The following is a 20,663-nucleotide window of genomic DNA, read 5'->3' as shown; positions in this document are numbered from 1 at the left end:
GGCAGGTGGAGCGGGAGCGGGGGTAGGGGCGCAGCGCTGCTGCGCCCAGCCATCTGCCAGGAGAGCGATAGTCGATAGCCGATAGCCGATAGCCGATAGCCGATAACCGGCGCTGTGTGGGCAGCGGCAGGTGGAGCGGGAGCGGGGGTAGGGGCGCAGCGCTGCTGCGCCCAGCCATCTGCCAGGAGAGCGATAGTCGATAGCCGATAGCCGATAGTTCCTCTGCGACCTCTGCGATCTCTGCGGTAGATCGATAGCCGATAGCCAGACTACGAGCGCGCGGACCGGTGCGCAAGCGCTCACACTCCACCGGCCCGGATCAGGCTGGCCAGATTGGAACGGCCCTGATCGGCCAGCAGGGTCGCCTGCGCAATGAAGAGTTGAGCCGTAGTCACGGCATCATTCAGGGCATTGTGTTGCGCGTAGACCGGTAAACCGAGCGAAGTGGCCAACCTGCGCAATTCCACTGCCGGCGCCGGCATATCGCGCGATTGTTCGCCAAGCCATTGCGCATTGAGGTGGAGAGTCATCGCCAGCCTCGCCGTGTCGAGAATTGGTCGCCGCAACCGACCGCCAAACGGTTTAAGGGCTGCATTGATGAAACGGACATCAATTTCAGCGACATGCACAACCAGCACGCGACCGGCGATCCGACGAAGCAACTCTGCCAGCACCTCATCAGCCGGCGGCGCATGCCGCAATTCTTCGGGGGTCAGATGATGAATACGGATGCTCTCAACGCTCGGTTCGCGGTCGGCAGGGGGCCGAATCAGGGAATACCACGTCTGTTTGAGCAACACCCGACCATTCTCCACATTGACCGCGCCAATCGCGATCAGCGCATCGTGGCGGTAATCAAGGCCGGTCGTCTCAACATCGATCACAGTATAGGGAACTTCCCGCCACGGCAGGCGCGGGTCTGGTTCGGGAAACGCTTCGTAGGCCTGCACAAAATCGGCGGGTGGTGTACGCTGAAACAGACGTGACCAGAGCGAGCGCATACGGTCTCCGTAGCTAAGCCAACGGCGCCGGCTGAGATGTCTAGCCAGAGAAGTAGACAGCTTGCCGGTCAGTCCATATCTGGGCACTAACGACTCATAGCAGCGGTGATGAAGAGGCAGGCCATTCCAGCGAGTCGGCGCACACTGCTTGCAATCATAACGACTATGCCAGCCGATCGGTCTGGAACATCAAAGCCACACCCCGTTGCACTGCCGCAATCGCCTGCAACGACTCCTTAATTTCACGTCGTTCGCGCGGACCTAACTGGTGGAAATTTACCAGATTATCGGGAGGCAAGCCACTGGCAATTTGCTGTTGCTGATGATGCAGGCGCAGGGTTGAGAGCAATTCAAAGGCGCTCATCAGATTATCGCCATCTTCACGACTCAATACTCCGGTCGCCACTGCTGCGCGCAAGCGCGCAATCGTGTTGGTCTCGTTGCTATGCGCTTCTAACCCAAACAGACGCGCCAGATCAACGACCATCGCCGTGCCGCGCAGCTTTAAATCGAGCAGATCTCGCTGATCGCCGCGGCGTTCAAGCGCCACCTGCCGGAAGAAGGTCAGCGGCGCAGGTTGACGCAGCGCGGCGCGGGCCAGGCGAGCCATAAAGATCCGATGCTCGGCGGCATGCTGCGTAATCGCGCGCAGTACCGGTTCAGCCGGCAAAGAGCCATACACCTGCCGGTAGTCAAAGAAGATCGCCGTGCGTAACAATGCTTCCTCGTCCGGCACTTCAATCCAGCGCCGGAAGTAGCTCTGCCAGACGGATAGCGGCTGACGCCATTCGGGATTGGTTGCCATGATATTGCCGGGGCAGCGCGGAAACCCACACTCGACCAGCCAGCCAACTACCAATTCTGCCAACCGCTCAAAGTAACTCACTGCTTCTGGCCCGGCTTCATCGGCATAAACCAGGGCATTATCCTGGTCGGTGCGCAATGTCTGCTCGTAGCGCCCTTCTGAACCAAGCACCAGCCACGCATAGGGCACTGGTGGCGGGCCTAATTCTACCTCGGCATCGCGCAACAGTCGTTGGAGCAAGGCATCGTGAGCAACGGCCACTACGCGCCCGATGTCGCTCACCCTGGCCCCGGTTGCCGTCAGGGTCATCACCGCTTCGGCCACCTGATCGGTGTAGCGACGCAAATCTTCCAGCCCGGTCGCTCGTTGCAACAGGCGCGGCAAGAAGAGCGGACTGTTACTCTGACGACGGAGAATATCGGTATGGGTGACAACCCCTACCACCCGGTCGCCATCGACCAGCGGCAAATGGTGAATACCCCGTTCCAGCATCAATAGCAAGCCCTCAAAGGCCAGGGCATCGGCTGAAATAGTTGTTGCCGGCGCGCTCATCACCTGACGCACCAGCGTTGTATCAGGCAAACCTTCAGCCAATACCCGGTTGCGCAGATCGCGGTCAGTGATGATACCAGCGGGAGACAGATCGACGATGAGCGACGAAATCCGTTCATCCCGCATCCGTCGGGCGGCATCGCCAATCGTCGCATCGGCGCTGATAAAGACCGGCGGACGCGCAATCAGATCGCGCAGGCGCGTTTGAAACAAGGTGGGATTTGACTCAGCCTGGCGTGATTGCAAGGCATAGCCCAGGCGTTCGATCACCGAAGCGGCAAAAAAAGCGGCGAACTGGGGCTGTTCGGCGCGCAGGCGATGAAAGATCGCTCCCGGCAGGAGATACAGCAGCGTATCGGTATGGGCGCGCACCGTCACCAGCGGCGGCTGACCGCGTATCAGTGACGGATGCCCAAAGGCTTCACCGGGACCAAGTGTATCAACCACCTGATCGCCACTGCGGAGCAGATCAACCGAGCCTTTGCAAACGATATACAGAAACCTGGACGGCTCGCCACCACGGGTCAGAATTGTCTGGCCGGCGCGAACAAACTCAATCTGCAACTCACCCGCAATCTGGCTCACCACGTGTTCGGGCAACCGGTCGAAGGGCGGGTAAGAACGTAAAAAACGCGCAATCTCATCCATGCAACAACGCTCGCCAGATACAACACGAGGCATCTCCGGGCGGAGATGCCTCGCCAGCGACGACGGAACTACACAGGAGGCTACCGGCGTTCGATTAAGAGACGAATAGCTGTGCGTTCCTCGTCATCGATTGCGACATCGATAAACGACGGAATACAGACAATATCGATCCCCTCCTCGCTCAGGTAGGCACGGGCGATAGCCACGGCCTTAATAGCCTGATTCGTTGCGCCAGCGCCAATCGACTGCACTTCAGCCGAACCATTCTCGCGCATAACACCGGCAATTGCGCCGGCAACGGCACTCGGCCGCGAGCGGGTCGAGACCTTAAGGACCTCGGCACTGCGCTGCTGACGAGCGGGGGCGGCGTTGCCTTCGCCGACAGCCCGCTCAAGCGGCTGGGCGTTGCTCATAGCTTCCTCCTGTTGGTGACGGGTAGATAGACGGCTCGCATCATCGGGCGGAGTTGCCAGGCTCATACCGGCGCAGCCTCCTCGTGTAAAAGAACCCTGATAGCCGACATTTGATGCGTATGGCAATTGTACCACACGCGATCGTGATTTGGGGACTAAACGGTATCGAATTTTCTCACCGTTTGGCCAATTGATTATCGCGCATAATCTACTGCGCGAGTTTCGCGAATGATCGTCACTTTGATTTGACCCGGATACTGCAAACTCTCCTCAATCTTCTTCGCCACGTTGCGGGCCAGATGCACACTGGCGAGATCATCAATCTGTTCAGGTTGCACCATCACCCGCACTTCACGCCCGGCCTGCACTGCAAAGGCGCGTTGCACACCGGGGAATGAAGTTGCCACAGTTTCCAGTGCTTCAAGACGCTTGATGTAAAGATCGAGCGTCTCGCGACGCGCGCCGGGCCGTGCGCCGGAAATTGCGTCGGCGGCGATCACCAGGAATGCCTCAACGGTTTGTGGCTCTTCATCATAATGATGAGCCGCAATCGCATGCACGATGGCCGGTGAACGGCCAAGGCGACGGGCAATTTCCGCGCCGATTAGCGCGTGAGGCCCCTGGACTTCGTGATCAACCGCTTTGCCAATATCGTGCAAGAGAGCGGCTGTCTTGGCAATATTTACATTTGCGCCCAATTCTGCCGCCATGTGAGCGGCCAGCAAAGCGCATTCCAGCGAATGTTGCAAGACATTTTGCCCATAGCTTGTGCGATATTTTAAGCGACCGAGCAGCTTGATCAAATCAGGGTGAAGGCCCTGCACATTGGCCTCATATGCCACCCGCTCACCCTCTTCGCGCATAATCTGTTCGATTTCAAGCTGCGTCTTATGCACCACCTCCTCGATGCGTGATGGATGGATACGCCCATCCTTCAATAACTTCAGCAACGCCACTCGCGCCACTTCACGCCGAACCGGATCGTGGCACGAAAGGGTTACTGCTTCAGGAGTGTCATCAACTATAATATCAACACCGGTGATCTGCTCGAAAGCGCGGATATTGCGACCTTCGCGGCCAATAATCCGTCCTTTCAATTCTTCACTGGGCAGATTCACCGTTGAGACGGTCATTTCCGCGACGTAATCGCTCGCGCAGCGTTGAATTGCCAGACCGATAATCTTACGGGCAATTTTATCGGCTTCTTCTTTGGTTTGCTGTTCGAGCTCGCGGATGCGCCGGGCGGCATCTTCGCGCGTTTCGCGTTCCACTTCGGCCAGGATAATCGACCGGGCTTCTTCACGCGACAATTGCGAAATACGTTCCAGCTCTTGCGCTTGCTGGCGTTTTAAGCGTTCAGCTTCCTGCGCCAGTTGTTCGATCTGGCGCTCACGTTGCTGAATGAGCCGCTCACGACGCTCGATGCCCTCTAGTTTCCGATCGATATTTTCCTCTTTACGTTGCAGACGTTCTTCTTGCTTTTGCAAGCTTTGACGCGATTCGCGCAATTCTGCTTCAGCTTCATTCCGAATGCGCAGCGCCTCATCTTTGGCCTGCAAGAGGATTTCTTTTTGCTGTGATCGCGCTTCTTCGATTAAGAGTCGCGCTTCAGCAGCTTTGCGTTGCACTAGTGAGCTGACCCCATTGTTCGCCCACCAGATACCTATGCCTGCACCGCCGGCCAGCCCTGCAAGCAGGGCGACGACGGCCCAGAGTAGCTCTGTCACGGTAGCCTCCTATGCAGTTGTTAATGTGCATGGCGCCAGTATTTATTTTGCACTGGCGATATGCGAACTAATATTGTAACTATGGATTATTAGTCCATTAGATAATCATCATCATACTGATCGATGTACCTGCTGTCAAGACGTTATCGCCAAAGTAGAGAGTTGAAGGGCTTCATTGCATCTGCTATAATCGGCAGCAGTGACACCGTATCGGCGCGCATCCGCGTCGCTGCGCGCCGACCAGACTGATGAGATACATCCGAGGAGGATGGAGTCGCATGTTTCGTTTATCGTGGCGAGCCTCGCAACTCTTGCTCGTCATTGGGCTGAGTCTCCTGATCCTGACAACCTGTGCCAATCGCGTGTCAGGCACACCTTTGTTCGTGCAGCAATTGACTGCCAGCCCAACCGATTATGCTGGCCGTGAGGTAACCGTTGATGGCGCGTATATCTGGCGACCAGGCAATCCCGGGTTGTCGGTGCTGGCAGTTGGGGTGAGCACGCTCGATAATGGGCTGGATGCGCAACCAATCGGCGAACTGATCTGGCTGGAAGGGTTCCCGGCTGAAGTGACCGAACATCTTCACCGACCGGGCGATTCGGTATATGGATTTGTGCGCGTGCGTGGGCGATTTGAGGCAGGGGGCAATTATGGCCCCGGTGGAGCCTACCGCTTCTTGCTCACGGTGAGCAGTGCCGAACCGATCGAACGCATTCGCCGTGTCGAACAACGCCTGACTGACCGATCACTCGGCCCTGATAAGGTGTCATTTTTCGAACTGCTGCGCAATCCGCAACAGTATCAGGGGCAGCGCGTGACCACGCAAGCGTATTATTTCTGGAACTCGGTGATCTACGTGCTGGCCGAAGGCATTTCAACTGAAGAAGATGGCTCTAGCCCACAACCGGTTGGCGGCACGATTTGGGTTGAGCAGTTTCCCCCTGATCAATCGGCGTTGCTCAACCTCGGCCCCAATAACAGTTTCGTCTGGGGTCTGGTGGAAGTGACCGGGACGTTTCAAACCGGTGGTGGTTTTGGGCGCAATGGGGAGTATCAGAGCATCTTTTTCGTTGAGTCGGCCCGCCCTGTACAACCATAATGACGTTCGCAGACCCGGTCTCAGGGTGAGAGGGGGATAGGCAAGACAGTGGATCGCTTATCCACTCTCACCATATAGATGTCGCACAGCGAGGAAGGGGGATGTACTACTTCATCGAGCCAATGCGTGAAGATGACATCCCAGCCGTCCAGGAGATTGAGCGGCAAAGTCGCATGTCACCGTGGTCGGCGCAAACGTACCGACGCGAGATCCAGAACCGGCGATCGTGCCGTTATGTCGTCGCTCGTGCCGACACCTCACTCCCCAATGGCGCGACACCACCACCATCAGATTTTTCCTTGCTCGCGCGAATTTTGCAACGAATCGGCCTGGTTCCACTCTCCTTGAACACTGGTCGGCCGCTGGTTGGCTATGGCGGAATCTGGCTGAATGAAACCAGCGGTCACATCACGACGATCGCGGTGGCCGAAGCTCATCGGCGACGCGGCGTTGGCGAACTGATCCTCAACGCGCTGATTGATGGCGCTTACGAGCTGGAAGCCCAATACCTTTCGCTAGAGGTGCGGGTGAGTAACCTGACTGCCCAGCGTCTCTACCTCAAATATGGCTTTCGTCCGGTCGGCCAGCGCGCCAACTATTACACCGATAATCACGAAGACGCGCTGGTGATGTGGACGGATCCAATCAATACGACCAGTTATAAAGAGCGACTGCGCGAGCTGCGTCGCCAGTTGTACGAACGACTGCGTCAGCAAGCCGCTCAGGCAGTGGTAGACAAGCCCAGCAGTGGCCCAATTGTCGGGTAGAGTGGACTCTGGCGCAGATCGACGGCGCGGAAATGGCCCCGATACACTGCCTCGGCCAGATCGCAATGCAGATTGAATAACCGTTCCCGACCTTGCATTCGATCGCTAAATGCCGCGTGACGCAACAAGAGCGCCGCTTCGTTGCGGGGCGATAATTTGCCGGCAAACATCCGATGTGGCGCGCGTGGCGCAATTCCCAATTCATTGCAGCGCAACCAAAGTTCGCGGTCGCGATCATGGCGGTAAATCGAGTTGACCGTAGCCTGATCGCGGTAGATGTCGCGGTAGTAGCGAGGCGGGTACGATCCCAACTGGCTGAGCAAGATGTTGATCCGATGACGGTGGCGCTCGTTGGGAATGTGCAGGTAATCCCAGACGACAAAATCAGCCCCGGCCCCAGCGCAGGCATGCAAAACCCGGCGGAGATTGAGGTTGCTGTCGTTGATGTAGGGCATCACCGGCACAATCGCCACTCCTACCGGTATCCCTGCCCGCTTTAGCTCGGCAATCAGCTCGAGCCGGAGTTGTGGCGACGGCGCGCGCCCTTCGATGCGCGTAGCCAGATGCTGGTCGAGCGTGAGCAGCGTCGTGACGACAATCGCCAGGCTACGCTCATTGATCTTTTGTAGCAACGCTCGATCTTCTAACACCAGCGGGCTTTTGGTCATCACCAGGCAGGGTTGACCCTGGTCGGCAAACAGTTGCAACACCTGCCGGGTGATGCGATAGGTCTGCTCGGCAGGCTGATACGGATCGCTCAAGGCGCTGATTGCGATCAGATCACCGCGGTCGATATTCGGTAACACCGCCGCCAGTCGTTGCGGCAAATCAACTGGAATCGCAATCGTCTCATTGAGCGGACGTTCCTGGTAGACCCAGCTATCGCAATACGGACAACCCAGCTCGCAGCCGTTGTAGACACTCATCGTATACGCCGAGAGAAAATACTCGTTGATGAGCGGACGACGCGCGCTGAGCGGCGGCAGACCGGGCGCAACTTCAGGTTGATAGTATGCCATAGTTTACACAGGTACTATTAAAGATCAGACGCGCTGCGCTTCGTGTTGTCGGCGGGCGGCAGCCAGTGCAGCGAGCAATTCGCCGTGAATGAGTCCATTGGTCGCCACCAGCCGGTCGCCGCTGAGCGGACGCCACGTCCCACCTTGCCAGTCGGTCACAGTTGCGCCGGCTTCGAGCGCAATCAAGCCGCCGGCAGCGACATCCCACGGCTTCAGCCCCAGTTCCCAGTGACCATCGGTGCGACCAGCCGCAACCGCACAGAGATCGAGCGCCGCCGAACCGGGCCGGCGAATATCTTGCGCCAGCATCGCCAGATAGGTCAGCTCGGTCAAATTGTTATCGGACTGCTCAAAGCGATCATACGGCAAACCACTGCTGAGCAGACTGCGCGCCAGCGTTGCCGTCTGCGAGACGCGCAGGCGGCGACCATTGAGGAACGCGCCACAACCGCGCTCGGCGTAAAAGAGTTCGTTGCGCATTGGATCGTAGACAACGCCGATGAGTGGTTCGTTGTAAGCGAGGAGCGCAATCGACACGGCAAAGATCGGCAAACCGTGCAGAAAATTGAGCGTACCGTCAAGCGGATCGATCAACCACGTATAGGGTGAAGACATGCTCACGCCGCTGCCCTCTTCGGCAATGATTGCGTGATCAGGATAGCGGGCGCGGATCGCGCCGACAATCAGCGCTTCGCTGGCTCGATCCACTTCGGTGACGACATCGGCGTGCTGCTTTGGTTCGTAGCTAATATCGCGCTCGGCGCCAGCGCGAATGAGAGCGCCGGCCCGGTAGGCAAGATCGATGGCAAAATCGAGCATAGTTCACCAGATTTGTCACTGTCGGTTAAAGACACCGCTTTCATTGTAGCAGGGAGCAGGCAATACGCAAATCCGGCGAAAACCGGTTGTCGCCGATCAAGCGCCGGGATAGCGCATCAGCGGCAAGCGAAGCAGCGGATCGCGGCAAACGCTTGCAAATTCAGCCGGTCGCCGCTACAATCGGCTCGCTATGATGAACCATCTTGCGCCAATTGGCGTAGTCGTTGTTTCGTACAATACAGCCCCGCTGCTGCGTCGCTGCCTCGCCTCATTGCAGACGTGCCGGCTGCCGCTACACATCGTTGTGGTAGACAACGGTTCCCGCGACGAAAGTGTAACCCTTGTGCGGCGCGAATTTCCGACGGTACAGGTGCGGGAACGACGTGACAACCCCGGTTATGCGGCAGCGACCAATGAGGGTATCAGCATCCTGGCCGACACCTGCGGCGCCATCCTCGTTCTTAACCCCGACACCGAGGTATTGCCTGGCGCAATCGAAACAATGGCCGACTTTCTGGCCGCCCATCCGCGGGTCGGTCTCGTCGGGCCACGCCTGCTCAACCCCGACGGCACGCTGCAACGTGCCGCGTTTCGCTTTCCCGATCTGATCACAACCGCGCTCGATCTCTTCCCACCGGGCGAAGTGCTTCCGGGCCGCCTGTACGACTCGTGGTGGCATGGTCGGTATCCTGCCGAAACGGGTAACGATCCGTTTCCGATCGATTACCCGCTGGGAGCTTGCATGCTTGCGCGCAGCGCAACAATTGCCGAAATTGGCGGGATGGACGAAGGCTACTTCATGTACTGCGAAGAGATCGACTGGTGTCAGCGGATCAAGCAAGCCGGCTGGGCGATCTGGCAGGTGCCGGCAGCGCAGGTGATTCACGTTGGCGGCGCAGCTACCAGTCAGGCGCGCTGGCGGATGCAAGTGGCGCTCTGGCGGGCGCGAACGCGCTACATGGCAAAGTTCGCCTCGCCGTTCAGCCAACGCGCATATGCCATACTGGTGACGCTGGGAATGCTCCGTCTTATTGGGAAAACCTGGCGCAACTACCTGAGCAGACAGATCGACCACGACACCTTGCGCGGTCACCTGCTGGCGTACAGCGCCATTCTGGGCGAAACGGTCAAATTTCCCGCGTTACCGGTTGCGAAGGTTGCGCGCTAATGCTATAGTAGCAGTTAAGAGCAGGCTATCTGGCGGGATAGCCGCTCGCAATGATTTGTACTGGACTTTTCGCGACTCAAGCCTGACACTGTGAGGTTGGTTCGCGTGAACATACCGACGCATTGCTCCGCAAATCGCTGCGATAATCGCTGCAACTCGACGCCGGCTGCTACTCTGACTGGTGAGTCAGCGTTGGCAATCCTGGATGGCGAACAGATTGTCGATGTGCGCCTTGCGTGAGCTGGCGTCGATGCATGTGCTCCGCGCTCCTCCCTCTCGAACGCACAACAGGAGCAGATCAGACAACGATGTATGACCAAAAGCGACCTGATGTCGCGGTCTTCATCGACTTCGAAAACATTTATGTGAGCGTGCGCGACAAACTCAATGCCACGCCCAATTTCGAAGCGATTATGGACCGCTGCAACGACCTTGGCCGCGTGGTGATCTCGCGCGCTTACGCTGACTGGTACCGCTACCCCCGCATCACTAGCGCGCTGTACGCCAACGCGATCGAACCGATTTACGTTGCCACTTACTATTACGACAAGGATGCTGGGCGCACCGGGCGCGCCATCAAGAATAGCGTCGATATGAATCTGTGTATCGACGCAATGAAGACCCTCTTTCTTAACCCCAACGTGACCCGATTTGTGCTCGTAACTGGCGACCGCGATTTCATTCCCCTGGTGCATAGCATTCGCCAGCAAGGCAAAGAGGTTTATATTATCGGTATCGGCGGCGCAGCCAGCACGCACCTTGCCCAGAGCGCCGATGAGTTCGTCTTTTACGAGCAGTTGGTTGGCCGCCAGCCCAATGCCAGTGCCGCCGCCACGGCAATTGCCAATCGCGCCACTGAATTAACCCGCGCTATTGAAGCGATAGAAGCGCCAGCCATCGCGCCGGTCGCGCCGGTCGCGCCGGTTACGTCGGTTATGCCGGTTGCGCCGGCGCCTCCGCCGCCAGCGCCACCAGAACCGGACATATATGAAGTGCTCGTCCAGGCAATCCATCTGGCCCGCAAGCGTGGCTACGTCACCACCCTGGGATCGCTCAAGATGCTCATGAAAGAGCTGATGGGTGGCGATTTCAAAGAGAGTCGCTACCGCGATCTCAACGGGCGTCCGTACAGCAAGTTCAAAGATCTGGTGATAGACGCCGAACAGCGGGGCAAGGTGCAGATCTTTACCAAAGGTTCGGTCAACGAGGTCTTTCTGCCCGGCGAGGATCCGCTGAAGTTATCGCGGTTTGCGCCGTTGCTGACCGAAGAGCCGCCACCCGAACCGGTTGTGATTGATCCACCAATCGGAGTCAATGGCGCCATTCCGATCGCCGCGCTTAGCCCGAATGAGGTGGAAGAGGCAAAGGTAGCGCCACCTGAGACACCGGCTTCACCGACAATAACCGGCAGTCGCCGTCGCCGCCGCCGCTCGCGACGCAGTAACCGGAACCGCGACGAGATTACTGCCACGAACGGTCTGGTTGATGATGGCGCAGAGATTGATGAAGGGATCGAAGGCGAACCGGAATACAGTCCGCCACAGCTTGAAGAACTGCTGGTTGATCAGGGTGTGTCTGAAGATCTACCGGCAATCGGCGAAGATGTGGTGTCGCTGGATGTGCCTCTGGCAGGCATTGACGATACAACATCCACCTTGAGCGTTGAAGATGCGCTATCCCCCGTGGATGTGCAAGATACACCAACGCCGATAGATATTGAGTATACAGTGTCAGCAGGCGGCAACGAAACGCAATCGCCAGAGCTGACCGCCCGATCGGGACGCAACCGCCGCCGGCGCTCACGCAAAACGACGCCAGAGACAGAGGTTGCCACCGGGCCGGTTGCCGCTGCGCCTGTCGCGGAGCCGGTTGCCACTGCGCCTGTCGCCGAGCACATCGCCGAGCCGGTTGCCGCCGCGCCTGTCGCCGAGCACGTCGCCGAGCCGGTTGCCGCCGCGCCTGTCGCCGAGCACGTCGCCGAGCCGGTTGCCGCCGCGCCGGTTAGCGCCGAACCCATCGCCGAACCTGTTGCCGCGCCGGTTGAGCCGGCTGCATTACCGGCACAGTCACCAACCGACGACAGCGCCGGTCAGGTTGACCTCACGCTGGAGTTTGGCGCCGAGGAGTGGGAACTGTTCCGGACGACAGTTCGCGAGATGGGCAGGCCCGCCACCTTCCAGCAGCTATTGAGCGCATTGCAAGCTGCGCGCAAACAGCGCGGCCTACCGCGCACTACCGAAGAGAATCGCACGATGCTCAAGCAAGCGATTCATCACGGAATGCTCGAACGTACCACTCGAAACCGCCGCGTCTATTACACGTTGAAAGAGATTGAGTAAGCTGGTTAAAATCTGCGGCATACGCTCGGTCGATCTGGCGCTGGCAGCCGCCACTGCCGGCGCCGATCTGATCGGGCTGGTATTTGCGCCGAGTCGACGACGGGTGACAATTGCCGAGGCTCAGCATATCACGGCGGCAATTCACTCGTTATCGCCACCGCGCCCGCTGGTGGTTGGACTGTTTGTCAACGAACTACCGGTGATCGTCAGTGAGATTGCGCTCACCGCGGGGCTAGACGCGATCCAGCTCAGCGGTGATGAACCGCCTGACTACCCGGCGCCCGGCGGATTGCCGCTCATCAAGGCGATCCGTATGACCGGCGACGCCGATGAACAGGCATGGCTGGCGCGGATCGCGGCGGCAAAGCCTGCCCTCACCGGCAATCTACCGGCGTTGACCGCGTTGATCGATGCCCACGTTCCGGGCGCATTTGGCGGCACCGGCATCCAGGCTGACTGGATCAAGGCTGCCCGGATTGCCCGTCAGGTTCCTACCTTGCTGGCCGGCGGATTGACACCGGCGAATGTTGCGCAGGCAATTGCCGCAGTCGATCCGCTCGGCGTTGATGTCAGCAGTGGGGTCGAACGTGACGGCCAAAAAGACCCGGCGCTGATTAATGCCTTCATTGCCGCCGTCAGAGCGCAGGCAACAGAGAGCGGAACATGAGGTTGCGACCTTCGTCAACGACAAGACAGATGGATGAAGGCAGCCGATGAGATCGAGCGATGATGAGCGCATCGCGCCAGACGACAGACGACGCCGAAGGCACTGTCATAGCCGAACCGACTCTGTTCACCGAACCATCAGAGCAATCATTGATTGTGGAGTATATGGAATCAACCACTGTGATCGACGGTCACGACATCTTTGGGGCTATGCCGCAGCGAGTTGCTCCTTCGCAGACGGCTACCGCGCTTGCGATTCGATCATTCGATCGGGAGTGCCGGCGCTTCAAGACCAGGAAGGTGGATGCGCCTGGAGCATCCCCGGTTATGCGCCCGGCAAGGATGCTCGCGGCCATCGCATACCAGCCATGAGATGGCGCTGAGCGACACAGCTTCGGTCAACGGACGGGCAGTTCGCGCTGATGCGGTCGCCTCGCCAGTGTTGTGAAGATCACGATAACCGCGCCTTCGCAGGCCAATGAGATAGAGCATGCAAATCCCACCTGACCATACAAACCGCCAGCGCTCGCGTCGTTACGTCCGGCAGGCCGCTCTGTGGCTGCTACGTCTTGCGCTGCGCCTGATCATTGCTGTGGCGCTGTTGCTTGCGCTGCGCTGGATTGCGCTCCGATTTCGGCGCGTGCGCATTCGCCCAACGCCATACGCAACGCCCCCGATCGGGCCGAATGAGATCGACATCAGACGCCGACGAATCGTGATCAGCGATCTGCATCTCGGCGGCGGTGATCGGCGCGACGATTTCTGCGACGACGAGACGCTGATTGCATTTCTGGATCACTACCTGAGCCGGGAACCGACCGAATTGATTCTCGCCGGCGATACCTTCGAGTTCCTACAAATCAGCTTACCAGACGTTGCCGATGAGGAATGGTCACCGCGAGCAGCGGCCCGGCGCTTGCAGGCCATCATTACAGCGCATGAGGATGTTATCGCCGCGTTGTGCCGGTTTGTTCATCGCGAAGGGAATCAGCTTACCATTCTGATCGGCAATCACGATTTCGAGCTGCACTACCCGGCAGCGAAAGCGGTGTTGCGCCAGGCTCTCGACCTGCCGGAAGGTGATGCCCGATTGCGCTTCGGGATCAGCTATCACGGCGGCGGGGTCTACATTGTGCATGGCAATCAGTTCGACCCCTGGAACCGGTTTGTTAACTTTGCCAGTATTAGCGAACCGTTTGAGGTCGTTCGCGGGACGCAACTGGTGAAAGAAGTGATCAACGAACTGGAAGATGACCCCTTCCCGTTAGCGCCACTGGTGGATAATATCAAACCCTCATCGGCCTTTCTGTGGTATCTGATGAGTCTGCAACGACTGCGCGATCCGGCGGCGCGACGCTTTGTCACCCGTGGCGTCATCGGGTTCCTGCAGGTAACGGCCTGGGCGCCGCCGCACCACCTTTCGAGCGAACCAGACGAATGGCTGCGAAAATCACCGCTCATCGCGCTGTGGGCGCCGATTGCCCACTTTCGCCGACAACGGGTAACCCGCCATCAGGCGATTGCGCGCCAATTCGGCGCCGCTGCCGAAGCGGTCGGCGATCTGCCTGAAATCGTCGATCAGGTGCGCGATGAAGCGCGACGCCAGGCCAGCCGCGAAGTGGTTGCCTTCAATGACGAGATCGCGCGCGATGTGGCGCTGATCGCCCAACAACCGGCTTACCGCAACGACCGGCTCTTTGTCTGCGGTCATACCCATCTGGCGCGGGTGATTGATCTGGGCCATGGTCGCCAGTATATCAATACCGGTACCTGGACTGATGTGGTGTTTGACGTGGAAACGATGCGACGACCGAGCCAGCGTTATCCCTTTCTTGAAATCACTAACGACAGCGACGGTCAACCGCAAGGGAGACTGCTGGTGTGGCACGACCCCGCGCAACCACCACAGGCATGGCGCGAAGAGGAACCGCCGCGGCAACGTCGGCAAAGTCGTGTACAATAACGGTGACAGTCGCACCCAACCAGACATAGACGCAAAGAGCTGCTCATACAACCTGGCGATTCGGGAACGTCGTCAGTGGCGACATTGTCAGGCCATAACAAACAGGAGGAAGAGATTCATGAAAAACGTGTTACGCATTCTCGGTATCGCGGCGGTGATCGGACTGGCAATCGCCATCTTCCGCGCCGTTCGCCAGTACCAGGAGGACAGTGTGTTTGATCTGACCCCGGCGGTCAACAACAATGCCGGGAGCAGCGGCCAGCGCGGTAGTATCAGTCCCGAATTGTTAAGCATGCTGGCCGACCCTGGCGATAAAGGGCCGGTTGAGTTGATGGTTGACGCTAACGGCAAGGAGTGGCTGGTCAATCGCCGCAACGGCTACCGCTACCCGATTGAAGACGGCATTCCGATTATGCTGCTCGAAGAGGGCGAGAAGAACAAAGACGAGAGCCTGATCCAGAAGTGATGCATGTCGGCGCGAAGGCGCAACGGACGAAGAGCCATGGGATGGGCGCGCCGATGCGCAGCCATCCCTCATTGCTTCCCGCGCTGCCTTTGCGGTTGTTACTGTTGTGCGCAGGGAGATCTCAATCTAGAAAGCTGATCTATGCAGGACGTTGCGACACGGCCCGGACGTTTCGGTCCCTACGGCGGTAGATATGTGCCGGAAACCCTTATGCCGGCGGTGAGCGCGCTGGAAGAGGCATATGAAGCGGCAAAAGCCGATCCGGGCTTTTGGGCGGAATTGCGCGCATTACACCGCACCTATACCGGACGACCAACGCCGTTGACCTTCGCAGCGCGGCTAACCGATCATTGTGGCGGCGCGCGCATTTACCTGAAGCGGGAAGATCTGGCTCATACCGGCGCGCACAAGATCAACAATGCATTGGGCCAGGGCTTACTGGCCCGACGGATGGGGAAGCGCCGGGTGATTGCCGAAACTGGCGCCGGCCAGCACGGCGTGGCGACAGCGACGGTTTGCGCGTTGCTGGGTCTGGAATGCGTGGTCTACATGGGTGTGGATGACATGGCTCGCCAACGGCCAAACGTCTTTCGCATGCGCCTGCTGGGGGCCGAAGTGCGCGGCGTGAGCAGCGGTTCGCGCACGCTCAAAGATGCGATCAACGAGGCGATGCGCGATTGGGTAACCAATCCCGACAGTTACTACCTGCTCGGCTCGGCGCTAGGGCCACACCCCTACCCGACGATGGTGCGCGACTTTCAGCGCGTGATCGGGGAAGAGGCTCGTGAGCAGATCCTCGCCGAGACTGGTCGGCTACCCGACGTGGTAGTAGCCTGCGTTGGCGGCGGCTCGAACGCGATCGGAATCTTCCATCCCTTCCTTGACGATCACGAAGTGGCGCTGCGCGGCGTCGAAGCCGGCGGCAAAGGCGATCGGCTCGGCGAACACGCGGCCCGTTTCCGCGCCGCCACGCCGGGGGTCCTGCAAGGCACCTATTCGTATGTGTTGCAGGATGAGTCTGGCCAGATCGCCCTCACCCATTCGGTGAGCGCCGGACTGGATTATGCCAGTATCGGCCCCGAACACGCCTGGCTGCACGATAGCGGGCGAGCCACCTACACTGCCGCCAGTGATGATGAGGCGCTGGCAGCGTTTCAGTTGCTGGCCCGATTAGAGGGGATCATCCCCGCGCTGGAAAGCGCGCATGCAGTTGCTGAAGCGATCCGGCTGGCGCCAGCTATGCGACCCGATCAGATTATTCTGGTCAACCTGTCAGGACGCGGCGACAAAGACATCTTCACCGTGGCAGAGCTGCTGGGAGTGGCGATCTAGTCTGGATACCTGTGATCGCCAACGAGAAGGCGCAACGATCGGCGCGACCCGGCAGCTCTGCTCACAGCTCTGGCGCGCGGAGTGATGTTTTGCCGAGGGCTTACACGCTCTTTCACTCAATATCGTTGGCTTTGAACCATACGCGGAGCGGCGGATATGACAACGACCGTCATTCTCAACCCGGCGGCAGGACGCGGACTGGCTGGCCGACGCCGGAGCGCCATTGAAGCTGAATTGCGCAGGCATGGCATCGAGTGCGAGATTGTTACCACCCACGCCCGTGGCGGCGCAACCGAGCTGGCAATCCAGGCCATCAATCGCGGCGCAAGCCGGATTGTCGCAGTCGGAGGTGACGGCACTATCAACGAAGTGGTGAACGGTCTCATCGACAGCCGGCAGGGCAAGAATACCCCTTTCGGAATCATTCCCCTTGGCACCGGTAGCGATTTTGTCAAATCGCTGCCCGGCTTTCGCCCCGGCGATATTGCCGGCGCAGTGCAACGACTGGCTACCGGCCAGCTCTGGGCAATCGATGTAGGCCGCATTCACGTCGAAGCTGGTCGTCTCAGTCTCAGCCGCTGCTTTATCAATGGGTTAGGCATGGGGCTTGACGCAGCGGTGGCAGTCGAAAGCCTCAAAATCAAATTCGCGCGCGGCTTCGCCGTCTATCTAATCTCAGTCTTCAAAGCGCTGGCAACCTATCGCCCCGGCCCAATGACTGTTCGATTCGATGGGCAACGGGTCAGTCGCCAGCTTTTCTTTGCCAGCGTCGGCAACGGGCGCTGTCAGGGTGGCGGCTTCTGGATGACGCCAGACGCCAGACTTGACGATGGCCTGCTCGATCTCTGCATCGTCGATACGATGCCCATCGCGCGCGCGCTGCGCAAGATTCCCCTCCTGATACGCGGCGTTCACGCCAACGAGCCAGAAGTCACAATGGCCCGCGCCCGTCGGATCGAAGTCACCTGCCCGACACCGATCCCGGTTGCGACCGACGGCGAGGTCATCGCCACCGCCGCCCACCGGGTTGAGGTCGAAGTGTTGCCGCGCGCCGTTCAGTTGCTGGTGTGACGCACTCCCACCATTGACACGCTAGCAGAAACTGCCTACAATCCCGACTGAGAGCGCATGTGGCCCGGTGGCTGCCGCGGTCTTCAAAACCGTTGGGCGGAGTGACGAACTGCGCCGGTGGGTTCGACTCCCACGCGCTCTTGCCTATCCCCTATCCCCACCTCTGCCATGCTATAATAAACAAGTAAACAAGGACAATCGTCACCAACCCACCAGAACACACCAATGCCTGTCACTATCTCCCTGCAACGCATAAGCACCGACCGGGCCGAAGCATGGGCAAACGGACAGCGCCTCGCCTCCTTCGAGCCGGCGGCCCTTCTGGTCGATCAACCTCTCTTCCCACAGCGTCCGCTGCCTGCCGATCCGCTCGCTTACGGTCAGCGCCTCTTCGCGGCGCTCGGGGGCGATACGTTCCGCGCAGTGCTGGCCCACCTGCCGCTAGCGCCGGCGCTCGACAGCCTGATCGCCATGCAGAGCGCCGACCCCGAACTCTTCGCCATTCCCTGGGAATACCTGCACGACGGTGACGAGTATCTGATCTTCAAATACCTGTTTGCGCGCGAAGTGCCTGGCGCGCCCCTGCTGCAACCGCCCGACCCGACCGTTCCCTGGCGGCTGGTGGCAATGGGCAGCGACCCGCTGGTTCAAGAAGTGCGCGACCCGCGCACCGGCCTGCTCGTCGATTATGCGCCGCTCCCGCGGCTGAAGGTCATCGCCGAACTCGACCTCATCCGCGACGACCTTGCCCGCAAGCAGCCACCCGCGCCGATCCGCTGGCAGCGCATCGCCCCCACCCGTAAAGCCCTGATCGACGAGCTTGACCAGCGCGAACCGATCCTGTTTCACTATGCCGGCCACGGCGACGTGCTTAACGGGACGCCGGTGCTGTGCTTCGACGACGGCGCCGGCTGCATGGATCCGCGTCCGGTCGCCGACCTGGCCGCCGATCTGCGCGGCTTCGTGTCTCTGGCCTTCCTGAATGCCTGCCGCACCGCCGATAGCCGCGAGCCGAGAGCCAATCTCGCCCTGACACTGGTGCGCCAGGGCATTCCGGCAGTTGTAGGCACCCAGTATCAGGTGCTCGACGAAGCCGCCGCCCATGTTGCCCGCACCTTCTACCGAAGCCTGGCGACCGGCCAGCACCCGGCGCAGGCGCTCTATCGAGCGCGCCTGCAACTGCGCAATCAGTCTCGCAGCGAGCCGCGCGAATGGGCGATCCCGACGCTCTATCTGGCCCAGCACTATACCTGGCAGGCCCAGCGTCCAGATCTGTCCGCGCCGCCAGCTCCGATCGAACCACCCGAACCCAACCTCACCCCACTGCGCGCGCCTGACCTGTCGGCGGGACGATTCGTTGGCCGCCATCGCGAACTGCGCGACCTGGCCCGCCTGTTCGTCATCGATCAGAAACGGATCGTAACGATTCGCGGCGCCGGCGGCATCGGCAAAACGGCGCTGGCCGCGGCGCTTGCCCAGCGCTTGCGCTTTCACTTCCGCGACGGGATCGTGGCGCTCAGCCTGTTCCTCCCCGGCGAACACGCGCCGCTGCGCGCCGCTGCCGTTCGCCGCGAGCTGGCAACTCTGCTCGGCATTGCCGATCAGCGCGCGTTTGAGCAACCCGACGCTGCCGCTCAAGAAGATGCCCTGCTGAACGCCGCGCGCGCGCGACCGCAGATGTTGCTGATCTGGGATAACTACGAGACCGTGCTCTGGCGGCTAGGCCGGGAAGAGCGCGAGCGGGGCAGCGCCCCCTTCGACGAAGAGCAGCGCGCCGAAGCGGCGGCGGTGCAGCGCCTGACGCGACGGCTGGCCGACCAGGGTGCGTACCTGCTCTTCACCACCCGCCAATCACCGGTCGGCTTGCCCGGCGAAACCTTCTATCCAGACGCCAGAAGTGGCTTCCAGCTTGCAGGACTCCAGCCAGAAGCGAGCATCGAACTGATGCGTCAGTTTGTCGGCGAACGCACTCCATCATTAGCCTTTCTCCAGCAGCTTGCCGAGGCCGTCGGTCAACATCCACTGGCGCTGCGCCTGGCCGCCGCGCGCTGGGCGCGGAGCCAGAACGACGAGCAGACCTTCCTGAATAACCTGCGCGAGGCGCTGGCGACCGCCCATGACCCGGCGGCGCCAATGTACCAGCAATCATCGGTTGAGATCAACACGCAACTGTCGCTGAACGCGCTGCCCGCCGACCTGCGCGCCGATCTGCTGGCGCTGACCATCATCGCCAATTCGGTGATCACGCCACGGCACGGTGCCATCATTTGGTGGCTGACCGGCGAGAACGCCGACGACGAGGCCCACCGCCGCCTGGAGGTCTTGCAGCAGACTTCGCTTCTGCAAGGCCTGGAGTACGACGACGAGCGCAACCGCGCCCGCGCGTACAGCCTGCATCCGGTCATCGCCGGCGTACTGAGCCGCCTGGCGCGCGCGCTCGATCTGAGCGCGGCCCGCGACCGTTACGCCGCCTGGTGCGATCGCCTGGTAAGCCGGGCATATGGCGGCATCAACACCGACCCTGAGCTGGCGCAACTCACGAAATTCTTCCTGCCGGACATCGCCGCCGCCATACCCTCACTGCCCCCCGCGCAACGGGGTTGGGCAGCCTGGCGAGCCTCCTGGGTCTGCAAGCGACTGGGGGAACCGGACCAGGCGCAGCGAAGCATTGAACTGGCCGAGGCCACCGCGCGCGAAACTGATGATCAGGCGCTGCTCAGTCGCGTCCACCACCAGCAGGCAACCCTGCTGGTCACCCGCGGCGACCTCGACGGCGCCATGCGCCTCTACGAGCAGTCCCTCGCCAT

General features: G+C 60.1%; 18 protein-coding genes and 1 tRNA gene. 12 read left to right on the top strand and 7 right to left on the bottom strand.

Annotation, left to right across the window (positions count from 1 at the left end; translation table 11 throughout):
- The 5 genes from Q0650_RS18245 to rny all read right to left on the bottom strand — a co-directional run.
- Positions 1-295, bottom strand: a 295-nt coding sequence (locus Q0650_RS18245; RefSeq protein ID WP_298821611.1) for a hypothetical protein, incomplete at its 3' end; no start/stop codon positions are given.
- 4 nt (positions 296-299) lie between these two features.
- Positions 300-1,001: a PolC-type DNA polymerase III gene (locus Q0650_RS18240; protein WP_298821609.1), complete on the bottom strand. Its 702-nt coding sequence runs from the start codon at positions 999-1,001 to the stop codon at positions 300-302.
- Positions 1,002-1,164: 163 nt separating this feature from the next.
- Complete coding sequence (locus Q0650_RS18235; protein ID WP_298821608.1) at positions 1,165-3,006, bottom strand: DUF294 nucleotidyltransferase-like domain-containing protein; 1,842 nt, start codon at positions 3,004-3,006, stop codon at positions 1,165-1,167.
- A gap of 80 nt (positions 3,007-3,086) precedes the next feature.
- Positions 3,087-3,419 (bottom strand): stage V sporulation protein S, encoded by a 333-nt coding sequence (locus Q0650_RS18230; protein WP_367280835.1) that lies wholly within the window; start codon positions 3,417-3,419, stop codon positions 3,087-3,089.
- Positions 3,420-3,613: 194 nt separating this feature from the next.
- The gene (rny, locus tag Q0650_RS18225) at positions 3,614-5,146 is read right to left on the bottom strand and encodes a ribonuclease Y (RefSeq protein ID WP_298821606.1); all 1,533 of its coding nucleotides are present in this window, start codon (positions 5,144-5,146) and stop codon (positions 3,614-3,616) included.
- A gap of 278 nt (positions 5,147-5,424) precedes the next feature.
- Between rny and Q0650_RS18220 the strand changes: the two genes are divergently transcribed.
- On the top strand, positions 5,425-6,246 hold the full coding sequence (locus tag Q0650_RS18220; protein ID WP_298821604.1) for a hypothetical protein: 822 nt from the start codon (positions 5,425-5,427) through the stop codon (positions 6,244-6,246).
- 101 nt (positions 6,247-6,347) lie between these two features.
- Positions 6,348-7,013, top strand: a complete 666-nt coding sequence (gene rimI, locus Q0650_RS18215; protein WP_298821602.1) for a ribosomal protein S18-alanine N-acetyltransferase — start codon at positions 6,348-6,350, stop codon at positions 7,011-7,013.
- Here rimI and Q0650_RS18210 read toward each other — a convergent pair.
- Positions 6,968-8,032, bottom strand: a complete 1,065-nt coding sequence (locus Q0650_RS18210; protein ID WP_298821599.1) for a radical SAM protein — start codon at positions 8,030-8,032, stop codon at positions 6,968-6,970. The genes rimI and Q0650_RS18210 overlap by 46 nt on opposite strands.
- A gap of 24 nt (positions 8,033-8,056) precedes the next feature.
- A complete protein-coding gene (locus tag Q0650_RS18205; RefSeq protein WP_298821597.1) occupies positions 8,057-8,851 on the bottom strand; it encodes an inositol monophosphatase family protein in 795 nt (264 codons plus the stop codon).
- A gap of 190 nt (positions 8,852-9,041) precedes the next feature.
- Between Q0650_RS18205 and Q0650_RS18200 the strand changes: the two genes are divergently transcribed.
- The 10 genes from Q0650_RS18200 to Q0650_RS18155 all read left to right on the top strand — a co-directional run.
- A complete protein-coding gene (locus tag Q0650_RS18200) occupies positions 9,042-10,019 on the top strand; it encodes a glycosyltransferase family 2 protein (RefSeq protein ID WP_298821595.1) in 978 nt (325 codons plus the stop codon).
- Between the two features lie 308 nt (positions 10,020-10,327).
- Positions 10,328-12,358 carry an NYN domain-containing protein gene (locus Q0650_RS18195; protein ID WP_298821594.1) on the top strand — a complete coding sequence of 677 codons (2,031 nt, stop codon included), beginning with the start codon at positions 10,328-10,330 and terminating at the stop codon, positions 12,356-12,358.
- Entirely contained in the window at positions 12,351-13,025 is a 675-nt protein-coding gene (locus Q0650_RS18190) for a phosphoribosylanthranilate isomerase (protein WP_298821593.1), read from the top strand. Before Q0650_RS18195 ends, Q0650_RS18190 begins: the two co-directional genes overlap by 8 nt.
- 59 nt (positions 13,026-13,084) lie before the next feature.
- On the top strand, positions 13,085-13,396 hold the full coding sequence (locus Q0650_RS18185) for a hypothetical protein (RefSeq protein WP_298821591.1): 312 nt from the start codon (positions 13,085-13,087) through the stop codon (positions 13,394-13,396).
- Between the two features lie 118 nt (positions 13,397-13,514).
- Positions 13,515-14,987 carry a UDP-2,3-diacylglucosamine diphosphatase gene (locus Q0650_RS18180; RefSeq protein ID WP_298821589.1) on the top strand — a complete coding sequence of 491 codons (1,473 nt, stop codon included), beginning with the start codon at positions 13,515-13,517 and terminating at the stop codon, positions 14,985-14,987.
- Between the two features lie 118 nt (positions 14,988-15,105).
- Positions 15,106-15,453: a Trm112 family protein gene (locus Q0650_RS18175; RefSeq protein ID WP_298821588.1), complete on the top strand. Its 348-nt coding sequence runs from the start codon at positions 15,106-15,108 to the stop codon at positions 15,451-15,453.
- Positions 15,454-15,594: 141 nt separating this feature from the next.
- Positions 15,595-16,785 (top strand): tryptophan synthase subunit beta, encoded by a 1,191-nt coding sequence (trpB, locus tag Q0650_RS18170; RefSeq protein ID WP_298821586.1) that lies wholly within the window; start codon positions 15,595-15,597, stop codon positions 16,783-16,785.
- Between the two features lie 156 nt (positions 16,786-16,941).
- Positions 16,942-17,856, top strand: a complete 915-nt coding sequence (locus Q0650_RS18165; RefSeq protein ID WP_298821584.1) for a diacylglycerol kinase family protein — start codon at positions 16,942-16,944, stop codon at positions 17,854-17,856.
- 49 nt (positions 17,857-17,905) lie between these two features.
- Positions 17,906-17,999 (top strand) — tRNA-Sec (locus Q0650_RS18160).
- Positions 18,000-18,081: 82 nt separating this feature from the next.
- Positions 18,082-20,663 (top strand): CHAT domain-containing protein (locus Q0650_RS18155; RefSeq protein ID WP_298821582.1); only part of this gene is annotated, 2,582 nt, incomplete at its 3' end.

Source organism: uncultured Chloroflexus sp. (genome assembly GCF_937129525.1).
Classification (GTDB): domain Bacteria; phylum Chloroflexota; class Chloroflexia; order Chloroflexales; family Chloroflexaceae; genus Chloroflexus.
This window is presented reverse-complemented; position numbering and strand designations above follow the sequence as displayed.